This is a genomic window from Rhodanobacter humi, assembly GCF_041107455.1.
Lineage (GTDB): Bacteria > Pseudomonadota > Gammaproteobacteria > Xanthomonadales > Rhodanobacteraceae > Rhodanobacter_A.
Window position 1 is genome coordinate 242,882 of the sequence record NZ_JBGBPY010000001.1, and the last position, 12,467, is coordinate 255,348.

The window sequence follows — 12,467 nt, forward strand, 5'->3', positions numbered from 1 at the left end:
GACGATGACCGGTTTCCGCGCCTTCCGCATCCGCAACGACGACGCCGGCTACCGCGCCGGCTTCGAGGAGATGGCCACCGACGCACTGACGCCCGGCGAGGTGCTGGTGAAGGTCGCCTACTCCTCGGTCAACTACAAGGACGCGCTGGCCGGCACCGGCAAGGGCCGCATCCTGCGCCGGTACCCGCTCAACGGCGGCATCGACGTGGCCGGCCACGTGGTCGCCTCCACCGATCCCGCGTTCAAGGAAGGCGACGCGGTGCTGTGCACCGGCAGCGGCCTGTCCGAGACGCGCGACGGCGGCTACGCCGAATACGCGCGGCTGGAGGCGCGCTGGACGATCCCGCTGCCGCAAGGTCTTTCGCTGCGCGAGAGCATGGTCCTGGGTACCGCCGGCTTCACCGCGGCGCTGGGCCTGCTGCACATGCAGGACAACGGCCAGACGCCCGCGCTGGGCCCGATCGCCGTCACCGGCGCCAGCGGCGGCGTGGGCCAGCTCGCGATCGACATCTACAGCCGCGCCGGCTACGCGGTGCACGCGATCAGCGGCAAGACCGACCACTTCGATTTCCTGAAGTCGCTGGGCGCCGCCGAATGCATCGACCGCCATGCGCTTGCCTTCAGCGGCAAGCCGATGGACTCGGTCCGCTTCGGCGGCGCGCTGGACAACGTGGGCGGCGCCATGCTGGCCGGCCTGCTGCCGCTGATCGCGCCCTACGGCAACGTGGCGATCTGCGGCAACGCCGGCGGCATCGCCTTCGACGGCACCGTGATGCCGTTCATCATCCGCGGCGTGAACCTGCTGGGCGTGGCCTCGGCCGGTACCGCGCGCGCCATGCGCGAACGCGTCTGGGAGAAGCTATCCGGCGACTGGAAACCGCGCCACCTGGAGCGCATCGCCACCCGCGAGGCGACGCTGGACGAGCTGCCCGGGGTGTTCGGCCACATGCTGGCCGGAGATTCCTTCGGCCGCACCGTGGTGCGCATCGCCGCAAACTGAGGCCTGCGGCTTGGAAGCACCGCGCCGCAGGCATAGAATCCACCGAAACAACAAGGGGACACCCACCTTATGGCACGCATCCTGATCGTCGACGATTCGCCGTCGCAGCTCCTGGGCCTGAAGCGCATCGTGGAGAAACTCGGCCACGAGGCCCTCACCGCCGAGGACGGCGCCGCCGGCGTCGAGGTGGCCAAGCGCGAGATCCCCGACCTGATCCTGATGGACGTGGTGATGCCGAACCTCAACGGCTTCCAGGCCACCCGCACGATCAGCAAGGACGCCAGCACGGCGCACATCCCGGTGGTCCTGGTGACCACCAAGGACCAGGAAACCGACAAGGTGTGGGGCATGCGCCAGGGCGCGCGCGCCTACGTCACCAAGCCGATCAAGGAAGAGGAACTGGTGGCCACGCTGAAGGAATTGCTGCCGGCCTGAGCCGGGTTCAGCAGGCATCAACGAAGAACGGCGCCTCGCGGCGCCGTTCTCATTTCTGCTACCGACGACCACGCTCAGTGGCGCGGATCGTAATCCGCGAACTGCACGCGCAGCGCCTCGTAGGCCGCGCGCTGCTCGTCGCTGGCCGCGGCGGGTACGCGGATCGACAGCTCCACCAGCTGGTCGCCCGGATGCGTACCCGGCATGCCGCGCCCCTTCAGGCGCAGCTTGCGCCCCGATTGCGAGCCGGCCGGAATGCGCAGCTCCACCGTGCCGGCCAGGGTCGGCACCGGCACCGTGGCGCCCAGCGCCGCTTCCCACGGGCTGACCGGCAGCACGTGCAGCACGTTGTGGCCTTCCAGCTTGAAGCGGGCGTCGTCGCGGATACCCACTTCCAGCAGCAGGTCGCCTTTCGGGCCGCCGTGGCCACCGGGATGCCCCTGCCCCACCAGCCGGATCACCTGCCCCGGCTGGATGCCGGCGGGAATCTTCACCTCCAGCACGCGCTCCTCGCCGCGGCCATCGTGCAGGGATAGCCGGGTGCGCCCCCCGTCGAACGCGGTCTGCAGGTCGATCTCCACCCTCGCCTGCACGTCCTGTCCGCGTCGCGCGCGTGGCTGGCCGCGCTGCTGGCCATGACCACCGGCGGCGCGGCCGAACAGGCTCTCGAAGAAATCGCTGAAGTCGCCGCCACCCTCGCCGAAGTCGAAATGCTGGCCCTGTCCCTGGCCCCAGCCCGGCGGCGGCCGGAACTGCTCGCCGCCGCGGTAGCCGCCGGCGCGCAGCTGGTCGTAGGCGCGGCGCTTCTCGGCGTCCAGCAGCACCTCCTGCGCCTCGTTCGCGGCCTTGAACTTCTCCTCGGCGCCCGCTTCCTTGTTCTTGTCCGGGTGGTACTTGCGCGCCAGCTTGCGGTAGGCGGTCTTGATCTCCGCCTCGCTGGCCTCGGGCTTCACGCCCAGGATGTCGTAATAGTCTTTGAATTCCACCGGCACTCCTTACGCCCAGGCCGCGGAGCGGCCGCATCACGCCAAACGGCCCACGGCGGATCATCGTCCGCCGCGAGCCGCACCTGCAAGCGCAGGCGGATCAGTGGGCCGTGTCGATCACGATGCGGCGCGGCGCGCTCTCGGCCTTCTTCGGTATCACGATCTCCAGCACGCCGTGGCGGTTGCTGGCGGTGATGTGCTCGGCGTCGACGCTGTCGGGCAGTGCGAAGCGGCGATGGAACGGGCCGTGCGACCGCTCCTGCCGCGAGAAGCGGCCGGACGCGTCGGCCGGCTCGGCCGCGCGCTCGCCGCTGATCGACAGCACGTTGCGATCCATGTTCACCTCGATCGCCGCGGGATCTACGCCGGGGACATCGGCGCGGATGACGAAGCGCCCGTCTTCCTCGCGGATATCGACCCGCGGCGCCCACGACGCCGTGCCGGTCGGCAAGCTGCCGTCGGGCTCCGCGAAACGGTCGAATGCATGGCGAAACGCCCGCGCGTCGCGCGGCAGGCCCCACATCACGTGATGGTTCAGGCTCATCGGGAAACTCCTCGGTATGGATTGCGGCACGCCGCCGCCTGCCGACAGAGATAGGTGCGCCGCGCGGCGATTCAAGGCGACGACGGGGATGCTCTGATCCATTCTGCGTAGGCGTCACCGCGACTGTCTGTTCGCAGGCCACAGGGCCGTCGGCGAAGGCAGACTGGTCGTCTGTCGAGACGGCGGGCCGAAGGCATGCGGACAGACAGTCGCGGCCCCAACGCATTGAATCCAAAGTGAAGGGGTGATGCCCAGAAGGCACGCAGGCCGCACCGCGCAGCTTGGCAAGACGGCCAGTCTTCCCGGCGCCGCGCAACGCACCCTGCGCGCCTTCTGGGCATCATGCCGCCTGCGTAGAATGGATCAGAGCATCCCTAGGCCGCAGCCGCTAGCATCGGCAGGTTGCCACTGCCTCGGAAACCCCACCATGAGCATCCAGATCGGCCAGCCGCTGCCCGACATCGAGATCAAGACCATTGCCGACGGCCGCATCGAACCCGCCCGCACCGGTGCGCTGTTCGCCGGCCGCAAGGCGGTGCTGTTCGCCGTGCCCGGCGCCTTCACCCCGACCTGTTCGGAGAAGCACCTGCCGGGCTACGTGCAGCATGTCGGGGAATTCCAGGCGCGTGGTGTCGACGTGTTCTGCCTTGCCGTCAACGACGCCTACGTGATGCAGGCCTGGGCCGCGTCGCAGCAGGTACCGCCCGGTCTGATGCTGCTCGCCGACGGCAACGCCGACTTCACCCGCGCGCTGGGCCTGGAGCGGGACGGCAGCGCCTACGGCATGGGCCTGCGCGCGCGCCGCTTCGCGCTGTACGCGGAAGATGGCGTGGTGCGCCAGCTGCATGTCGAGGCACCGGGCGAGTTCCGCGTCTCCAGCGCGGAGGCGATGCTGGCGGCGCTCGCCGGCTGAGCCAGGCCAGCGCGAACAGACCGGACGGCGGTATAGTCCGGCGCGTCGCGCCGATGCCGCGCCGACCGCGGCCCGCCTCGCCTGCCGCGCCATCCGTCGTCCGAGGGGAACCGCCATGCGCTACGCCTTGCTCGAAAGCCAGCGGGACACGCTGCTGCTCGTCGCCCGCATCCTGATGATGCTGCTGTTCGTGCGGTTCGGCTGGGAAAAGCTCACCGATTTCGGCGGCACCAGCGCCTACATGGCGGCCGAGAGCCTGCCGCTGCCCGCGGTGGCCGCGGCCGTGGTCATCCTGATGGAGTTCTTCGTGGGCCTGGCGATCGTGCTCGGTTTCTGGACGCGGCCGCTGGCGCTGCTGCTGGCCCTGTACACGCTGGGTACGGCGCTGATCGGGCACCACTACTGGACGATGACCGGCGCCGAGCACATGGCCAACATGATCAACTTCTACAAGAACCTCTCGATCATCGGCGGGCTGTTGCTGCTGTGCCTCACCGGCCCCGGAAGGTATTCGATCGATCGCCGGTAAACGCTGCACGCGGCAGCCGCGGAGCGCTCAGAAATCCCGGCTGCCGCTCAGCAGTACGCTGCGCCCGCGGTGCAGCGGCACGAAGGTTTCGTCAAACACGACATCGTGCAGATTGCGGTCGAACAGGTTGCGCACGCCCAGGGTCATGCTCCAACGCGCAGCCTGGTACGACAGGTTCGCATCCACGCGGGCCTGCCCCGGTATCGCGAAATACGCCGAGCCGTCCGACAGCTGGCCGCGGCTCGCGCTGCGCGCCAGCACGCCGCCGGCGATGCCCCAGCCGCGCAGCGACCCGCGCTGGATGCGGTAGCTGGCCCACAGGTTGAAGCGCTGCCGCGGCGTGCCGATGGGCTGCGAGCCGTCGTGGTTGCGCACCATCGCGTTGCTCCAGGCGGCGCTGAGGTCCAGCCCCGGCATGGGCCGGCCGTTGAACTCCAGTTCGATGCCGCGGTTGGTCTGCCCCGGGCCGGGGATGCCGAAATACGGCGGCTTGGACGAGCTGAGGTCCGTGCTGTGGTCGAGCATGATGCGGTAGGCCGCCACGGTGAGCATGGCGCGCTGGTCGAACAGCATCAGCTTCGCCCCCGTCTCCAGCTGGCGTGAGTGCGAGGGCAGCAGCGGCTGGCCGTTCTTGCCCAGCACCTCGTCGGTCTGGAAGCCGCTGGTGGCGCTGGCGTACAGCGACAACAGCGGCGTGAGCTTGTACAGCAGCCCGGCGTTCGGTACCCATTGCGACTTGTGCTGGGTCGAAGGATTGCCATTGGCATCCTGGGTCGCCAGTTCGTAGGTGGTGCGCCGCAAGGCCAGCAGGGCGTTCCAGCGCTCGCCCAATGCAATCTGGTCCTGCAGGAACAGTGCGTGGTCGATCGACCAGGGATCGCCGGGAAAGTGCATGTCGAAGCCGTTGCCCGGGCCGGTCACCGACGCGACCGACGGCAGCGGCGGACTGGCATGCAGGTTGTACACGGCTTGCGCCGGCGTGCCGAACACATCGTCGAGACTGCCGGACTGTGCCCGCGAATAATCGAAGCCCGCGACCAGCACGTGGCGGACCGCACCGCTGCCGAAACGCCCCACCACGTCGTTCTGCACGGTGTAGAACGCATCGCCGTAACGGAACCGTTCGGCCAGCGCCTGCGCATCGCCGTTCGGCGAGAAGCCGGCGAGGTTCCACTCCTGCACCGCCGAACCCTGGCGCACGTACTGGCCGCGGCTGCGGAACGTCCAGATCGCATCGAAGCGGTGCTCGAACGCATACGACAGCCGCGTGGTGCGGAACAGCGAATGGTCGCCCGGGTTGCCGATCATCAGGCCCGGCGGCGTCGCGCTGGACAGGCTGCCGCCCAGCATCACCGCATAGTCCGGAATCGGCTCGCGCCGCACGATGCGCTCGGCGGAAACCACCAGCTTGTTCGCCTCGTCGCGCCAGCCGATCGACGGCGCCAGGTAGCCGCTGCGCTGGCCGCGCCGGCCCTGGCGGCTGCGGTCGGCATACTCTCCGGAGGCGACCAGGCGATACGTCCAGTGCCCGCTCTTGCCCAGCACGCCGCCCAGGTCGACGCCCAGTTGGCTGTCGCCGTACTGGCCCAGCGCGAACTCGAGCCGGCGCACCGGCAGCGCCGTCGGCTGCTTCATCACCAGGTTGATCAGGCCGCCGAAATTGTTGCTGACCGAGGCGTCGCCGATGATCGCCTGCGGCCCCTTCAGCACCTCCACGCGCTCGACGCCGATCAGCGGCGGGAAGTCGCCGTAGGAGACGATGCTGTTCGGCAGGCCGTCGATCATGCCGTTGCCGACCTGGAACCCGCGCACCAGGAACACCGGCAGCGCGTCCGCACCGTCCAGGTATTGCACGCCGGCCACGTTGCGCACGGCGTCGGCCACGCTGCGGGCCTGCTGCGAATCCAGCAGCGCGTGTGGCACCTCGCTGACCGAAGCCGGCAGTTCGAGCAGGTCGGTGGCTATGCGCGTGGCGCCGCTGGCGATGTCGACCAGATAACCGCCCCCGTCGACCACGCCAGTGGCGACCACCGGCGCCAGCTGCCGGACATCGGCCTGCGCGGCGGACGCCCCCGTTTGTCCGGCCCTGTTCGCGCCGCTCGGCAGCGGCTTCACCACCACCGTGCCGGCATCGACAAAGCGGTAATCCAGCCCCGTACCCGCCAGCAGGCGATCGAGTGCCACCGCCGCCGTGCAGTCGCCGCTGACCCCGCGGGAACGCACGGCATCGACCCGGCCGCCGGCCGTGAGCACCTGCACGTTCGCCTGCCGGCCGAACGCGATCAGCGCGGTGGAAAGCGTCTGCGGCGGTATCGCGAAACGGAGCGTGGCCGCGCTGGCGGCATGGCCCGGCGCGGCCGCGGCGCCGAACGCGACCATCGGCAGCAGCCCGCCGATGGCTGGCAGCAGGGCGAACCGGCTCATGGCATCCGCTTGTCCCGGGCGAAAGCGACAAGTGTGGCACGCGCCGGGGCCGAGTGCAGCGGGGGCGCATCCGCCGCGCAGACGCCGGTAGCGGTCAACGCTGCTGCGGTGCCTGCCCGTTCGCGGAAAGCGTCACCGCGTGCTCGCCCATCCGCACCTGCAGCGGAAACACCTGGGGCAAGGCACGCAGCCAGCCGTCGATCTCGTCGGTACGGACCGTGCCGGTGAAGCTGAGGCCGCCGAGGTCGTCGCCGTCCATCCGCACCGGCCGGCGGCTGTAGCGGTTGACGTTGGCGATCACCACCGCCAGCGGTTCGTCGACGAATTCCAGCCGGTCGCTGCGCCAGCCGATCGCCTGCTCCGGCGTGGCCGTGCCCAGGCTCAGCATGCGCGCGGCCGGGTCCCGTGCCACGCGCTGGCCGGCCGCGGCGTCGAGAGTGCGGCCCGGCGTCGCGGCCTCGCCCGGCCCGGCGACCCGCACCTGGCCCCGGGTGACCGCCACGGCCACCGCGTCGCCGGTACGGCGCACGTCGAAGGCGGTGCCGATGTCGCGCACCGTGATGTCGCCGGCGGCGACCTCGAAGGGACGCCGCGCGTCGTGCACCACCTGGAAATACGCCTCGCCCGCCTCCAGCGCCACCCGGCGCTCGCCCCGGCTGTAGCGCACGCTGAGGCGGCTGGCGCCGCCCAGCGTCACCTGGCTGCCGTCCGCCAGCACGATGTCGCGGTTCTGCCCGGTGGCGCTCGCATAGGTCACCGGCGCGCCGGCGCCGCCTGCGAACCGTCCCCACAGCAGGAAGCCGGTGCCGAGCGCCAGCGCCAGCACGGCCGCCGCCGCGGCCAGCGGCAGCCAGCTGGGCCCGCGCGGCGCAACTGCAGGCGCGAACTCGTCCAGCAGCCGCCGGCGCGCGGCCGCATCCAGCGTGCCCAGCCGCTCGCCCAACGCGCTGACATATTCGAAGGCCGCGAGATGGCGCTCGTCCTGCGCCGTCCAGTCCAGCCATTGATCCATGGTGGCCTCGGCACCGTGCGGATCGCGCAGGCGCGTCCACCAGTCGGCGGCGGCGAGCAGCAGTTGTTCGTCGGCATGGGGGGGGGTGTGGGCCATCACGGCATCTCCCGTTCTTCCACGCGCGCGCGGCAATGCGCCAGTGCGCGAGTGACGTGGTAGCGCACCATGCGGGCGCTGAGTTTCATGGATTGCGCGATCGTTTCGAAATCGCGCCCCTCGATCGCGTGCAGCACGAAGGCGCGGCTGGTCTTGGCCGGCAGTTCGCGCAGCGCCGCCTGCAGTTCGCGCCACTGTTCGGCCGCTGACACGTGGCGCTCCGGCACTGGCGCCAAATGCAGTTCCGGCGCCGGTTCCATGACTTCATCCATGGGTGGCGCCTCGCGCAACTTGCGCATGCGCAGGCGGTCGACCGCCAGGTTCGCCGCGATGCGGAACAGGAAGGCGCGCAGCGAATCGATCTGCTCGGGATGCTCCAGCGTGAGCATGCGCACGTAGGCTTCCTGGGCCAGCTCCTGCGCGTCGGCCAACGAACCGAGCCGGCATTGCAGGAAGGCCAGCAGCGCGCGGTTGTGCTCGCGGAACAGCGCGGCCACCCGCGTCGCATGCCCCGGCAGTGTCGCGATCTCGTCGATGGGATTGCGCTGGTTCATGAGGCTTCCGCACAGACTCCCTGGAACAGGTGATGGACGCTGGGCATTCCGGCTCCTTGCGTGTGCTGCCGATGGCGCTCCGGCAGCGCGCCGAGCGCCGCGATCAGCAGGTGCTCGGCCTCCGCGCGCAGCGCTTCGCGCTTGCGGAACGCGGAACGGTGCTGGCTGGGCACCTCCGCCGCGGTCTTGCGCTCCGGCTCCAGCGGCAGCTCGTACCAGCCACCGTCGACCGCCCGGCCTTGCTGCTCCCCCCAGAACGCATCGTAATCCGCCACGAAGCGGCGGCGCGCATTGCGCAGGGGATGGGCCGCGTTGCCGACCGCCAGCACCCGCGTGAGGCCCCAGTGTCGCGCCAGCGCGCAGGCCAACGCCAGCATCAGGCACTTCGGGCGCAGGCCGTGCAGCTGGCGCGTGAGCTCGCGCACCGTGTCGCGGGCCTCGCTGCCATCCGGCCCCTGGATGCAGCCGATCGCCAGCGTGCGTTCGTCGGTCACCGTGACCACGATGCGGTACAGCGGATGGCAACGTTCGTCGCTGAGCTGGATGCCGAGCTCGCCCTCGCAACCGAGGAAGATCGGCGGCCGCAGGCTCAGGATCAGCCGGCTGCCGTCCTTCAGCGTAAGCAGGCCCAGCGGCGCGCCGCCCTCCGCGTAGACCGCGCGGAACAGCGGCGCCGGCATCGCCGCGAGCACATGGCGATAATGCTGGCGGATCGCCCGCAGGCGCTGGTGGCGATTCCAGCCCAGGTTGAGGTAGCGGTGGAAGTGGCGCTCCTGCATGCGCGGATCGCGGCGCCGGAACGTGCGCAGCAAGGGATTGCCCTCGACGAAGGCGAGATAGCCCGACTGTTGCCGCGGCATCAGCAGGCAGCGGGCGAGGTACTTGACCGCTATCAGCGCACGCTTGCCCGCGTCGCCGCGCCAGTCGTGGCGGCCACGCAGCGAGCGCAGGAAGTGCATCGCCGCCGATGCGGGCTCGACCACGCGCCGCGGCGCCGGCCGAGCGGCCACCCGCATGGTGTCGGCCATGCCGTACAGGGAGTGTTCCATTTCGTTCAAGGTCGTCGGCTCGCAGCGATCACGTCAGCTGCAGGACGTTTGCGGTCCGGGAAATTGAAACGGCGGCGCGCCCGTCGTGTGCCCAGCATGCGAAAAGCCCCGGACCGGGCCGGGGCTTTTCATCGTGCAATGTCTGGCGCAGATCAGGTTTCGTCCGTGCCCGCTTCCGGTGCCGTGCCGCCTTCGGGCGACACATCGCCGGCCGGCGATCCGGCTTCCTCGCCATTATCCTCATCCGCATCCAGCCGCATCACGCTGACCAGCGTTTCATCGGCAGGCAGACGGATCAGGGTGACGCCCTGGGTGTTGCGGCTGAGCTGCGAGACTTCCGCCACGCGGGTACGCACCAGGGTGCCCTGGTTGGAGATCAGCATCAATTCGTGCGCCTCGGTGACCTGCACGGCGCCGACCAGCGCGCCATTGCGTTCGGAGCACTGGATGCCGATCACGCCCTGGGTACCGCGGCCCTTCTTGGTGAACTCGACCAGCTGGGTGCGCTTGCCGTAGCCGCGTTCCGTCGCGGTGAGGATGTCGCCCTCGGCAGCCACGATCAGCGAAACGACCTGCGCGCCTTCGGCCAGCCGCATGCCGCGCACGCCGGTGGCGGTACGGCCCATCGAGCGCACGGTGTTTTCGTCGAAGCGGTTGACCTTGCCGTTCGAGGCGAACAGCAGGATGTCGCTGTTGCCGTCGGTGAGTTCGACATTGACCAGCGCATCGCCCTCGTCGAGCTTGATCGCGATCTTGCCCTTCTGCAGCTGGAACGCGAATTCGGTGAGCGGGGTCTTCTTCACCGTGCCGTGCCGGGTGGCGAAGAACACGTAGCTGTCTTCGCTGTACTCGCGCACCGGCAACACCGCCTGCACCTTCTCGCCCGCGGCCAGCGGCAACAGGTTGATGATGGGCTTGCCGCGCGCGCCCGGGCCCGCCTCCGGGATCTGGTAGACCTTGAGCCAGTACACGCGGCCGGTGCTGGTGAAGGCGAGCAAGGTGTCGTGGGTGTTCACCACCCACAGCTGCTCGACCACGTCCTCGTCCTTCAGCGCCGAGGCCGAACGGCCCTTGCCGCCGCGCTTCTGTGCGCGATACGCGCTGGCCGGCTGGCGCTTGATGTAGCCGGTGTGCGACAGCGTGACCACCATGTCTTCCGGCGCGATCAGGTCCAGGACGTTCAGGTCTTCCTGCGAATGCTGGATCTCGGTGCGGCGCGCGTCGCCGAATTCGTTCTTGACCGTCTCCAGTTCCTCGCGGATCACCGTGAGCAGGCGTTCCGGGCTCTCCAGGATCTCGATCAGGCCGCGGATGATTTCCAGGATCTCGCGGTATTCGTCGGAGAGCTTCTCCTGCTCCAGGCCGGTCAGGCGATGCAGGCGCATCGCCAGGATTTCCTGCGCCTGCACCTCGGAGAGCTGGTAGCCCGCGGGCTTGAGGCCGTCGCGCGGATCCATGTCCTCCGGCCGCGAAGCCTCGGCGCCGGCGGCGGCGAGCAGCGCACCGACCATGCCCGGCTGCCACTTGCGTGCCAGCATGCGCTCGCGCGCCTCGGCGGGCGAGGCCGAGTTCTTGATCAGCTCGATCATCTCGTCGATGTTGGCGAGCGCGACGGTGAGGCCTTCGAGGATGTGGGCGCGGGCGCGCGCCTTGCGCAGCTCGAAGATGGTGCGGCGGGTCACCACCTCGCGGCGGTGGCGGATGAACGCCTCGAGGATGTCCTTGAGGTTCAGCAGCCGCGGCTGGCCGTCCAGCAGCGCCACCATGTTGATGCCGAACGTCACCTGCAGCTGGGTCTGCTGGAACAGGTTGTTCAGCACCACGTCGGCCATCGCGTCCTTGCGGATCTCGATGACGATGCGCATGCCGTCCTTGTCGGACTCGTCGCGCAGCTCGCTGATGCCCTCGAGCTTCTTTTCCTTGACCAGCTCGGCGATCTTCTCGATCAGCCGCGCCTTGTTCACCTGGTACGGCAGTTCGTGGACGAGGATGGTTTCGCGGCCGTTCGACTCGGTTTCGATCTCGGTCTTCGCGCGCACCAGGATGCGGCCGCGACCGGTGCGGTAGGCCTCGACGATGCCGGACGAGCCGTTGATGATGCCCGCGGTCGGGAAATCCGGCCCCGGGATGTAGTGCATCAGGTCGGCGATCGACAGCGTCGGCTCGTCGATCAGCGCGATGGTCGCAGCCACCACTTCGTTGAGATTGTGCGGCGGCACGTTGGTGGCCATGCCCACCGCGATGCCAGCCGAGCCGTTCACCAGCAGGTTCGGCACGCGCGTCGGCAGTACCAGCGGCTCGTGCTCGCTCTCGTCGTAGTTCGGGCCGAAGTCGACGGTTTCCTTGTCGATGTCGGCAAGCAGTTCGTGGGTGAGGCGCGACATGCGCACCTCGGTGTAACGCATCGCCGCCGCGTTGTCGCCGTCGACCGAACCGAAGTTGCCTTGGCCGTCGACCAGCATATAGCGCAGCGAGAACGGCTGCGCCATGCGCACGATCGCGTCGTAGACCGACGCATCGCCGTGCGGGTGGTATTTACCGATCACGTCGCCGACCACGCGGGCCGACTTCTTGTAAGGCTTGTTCCAGGCGTTGCCCAGCTCGTTCATCGCGAACAGCACGCGGCGATGCACCGGCTTCAGGCCATCGCGCACGTCCGGCAGCGCGCGGCCCACGATCACGCTCATCGCGTAGTCGAGATAGCTCTGGCGCATCTCGTCTTCGATGTTGACGCGGATGATTTCTTTGGCGAGTTCTGCCATCAATCGGCTTCCCTGTTGAACGAGGAGGAACGCGTCGCGCCGTGCTCGCGGACACGCGAAAATCAGCCCGACAAGTGTAACACGGCCACACCTTTCGCGCCTCGCGAAAGGCGGAAATTACCCATTGCGTTTCAATATCTTGCGCGATGGCCGCACACTCTCG

General features: G+C 69.2%; 11 protein-coding genes. 4 read left to right on the forward strand and 7 right to left on the reverse strand.

The features are described from left to right. Positions 1-4: 4 nt before the first annotated feature. Positions 5-1,000 carry an acrylyl-CoA reductase family protein gene (locus tag AB7878_RS01090; protein ID WP_369492586.1) on the forward strand — a complete coding sequence of 332 codons (996 nt, stop codon included), beginning with the start codon at positions 5-7 and terminating at the stop codon, positions 998-1,000. Positions 1,001-1,069: 69 nt separating this feature from the next. Further along, on the forward strand, positions 1,070-1,435 hold the full coding sequence (gene pilH / locus AB7878_RS01095; protein WP_077485217.1) for a twitching motility response regulator PilH: 366 nt from the start codon (positions 1,070-1,072) through the stop codon (positions 1,433-1,435). Positions 1,436-1,509: 74 nt separating this feature from the next. Here pilH and AB7878_RS01100 read toward each other — a convergent pair whose 3' ends face one another. Together AB7878_RS01100 and AB7878_RS01105 are read right to left on the reverse strand one after the other, a co-directional pair. Further along, complete coding sequence (locus AB7878_RS01100) at positions 1,510-2,421, reverse strand: DnaJ C-terminal domain-containing protein (RefSeq protein ID WP_369492587.1); 912 nt, start codon at positions 2,419-2,421, stop codon at positions 1,510-1,512. Between the two features lie 100 nt (positions 2,422-2,521). After that, positions 2,522-2,965 (reverse strand): Hsp20/alpha crystallin family protein, encoded by a 444-nt coding sequence (locus AB7878_RS01105; protein ID WP_369492588.1) that lies wholly within the window; start codon positions 2,963-2,965, stop codon positions 2,522-2,524. A 427-nt stretch (positions 2,966-3,392) separates the two neighbouring features. Between AB7878_RS01105 and AB7878_RS01110 the strand changes: the two genes are divergently transcribed. Together AB7878_RS01110 and AB7878_RS01115 are read left to right on the forward strand one after the other, a co-directional pair. Then, a complete protein-coding gene (locus AB7878_RS01110; protein WP_369492589.1) occupies positions 3,393-3,878 on the forward strand; it encodes a peroxiredoxin in 486 nt (161 codons plus the stop codon). 115 nt (positions 3,879-3,993) lie between these two features. Next, positions 3,994-4,407 carry a DoxX family protein gene (locus AB7878_RS01115; protein ID WP_369492590.1) on the forward strand — a complete coding sequence of 138 codons (414 nt, stop codon included), beginning with the start codon at positions 3,994-3,996 and terminating at the stop codon, positions 4,405-4,407. A gap of 27 nt (positions 4,408-4,434) precedes the next feature. Here the strand turns inward: AB7878_RS01115 and AB7878_RS01120 are convergent, their stop codons facing one another. The 5 genes from AB7878_RS01120 to gyrA form a co-directional block, all read right to left on the reverse strand. Beyond that, on the reverse strand, positions 4,435-6,831 hold the full coding sequence (locus AB7878_RS01120) for a TonB-dependent siderophore receptor (RefSeq protein ID WP_369492591.1): 2,397 nt from the start codon (positions 6,829-6,831) through the stop codon (positions 4,435-4,437). Between the two features lie 94 nt (positions 6,832-6,925). Next, positions 6,926-7,939 carry a FecR family protein gene (locus tag AB7878_RS01125; RefSeq protein WP_369492592.1) on the reverse strand — a complete coding sequence of 338 codons (1,014 nt, stop codon included), beginning with the start codon at positions 7,937-7,939 and terminating at the stop codon, positions 6,926-6,928. Further along, positions 7,939-8,493, reverse strand: a complete 555-nt coding sequence (locus tag AB7878_RS01130) for an RNA polymerase sigma factor (RefSeq protein WP_369492593.1) — start codon at positions 8,491-8,493, stop codon at positions 7,939-7,941. Before AB7878_RS01130 ends, AB7878_RS01125 begins: the two co-directional genes overlap by 1 nt. Next, positions 8,490-9,542 (reverse strand): VirK/YbjX family protein, encoded by a 1,053-nt coding sequence (locus tag AB7878_RS01135; RefSeq protein ID WP_369492594.1) that lies wholly within the window; start codon positions 9,540-9,542, stop codon positions 8,490-8,492. The genes AB7878_RS01130 and AB7878_RS01135 overlap by 4 nt, the downstream gene beginning before the upstream one ends. Before the next feature lie 152 nt (positions 9,543-9,694). Further along, a complete protein-coding gene (gene gyrA, locus AB7878_RS01140) occupies positions 9,695-12,304 on the reverse strand; it encodes a DNA gyrase subunit A (protein WP_369492595.1) in 2,610 nt (869 codons plus the stop codon). Between the last annotated feature and the right edge of the window lie 163 nt (positions 12,305-12,467).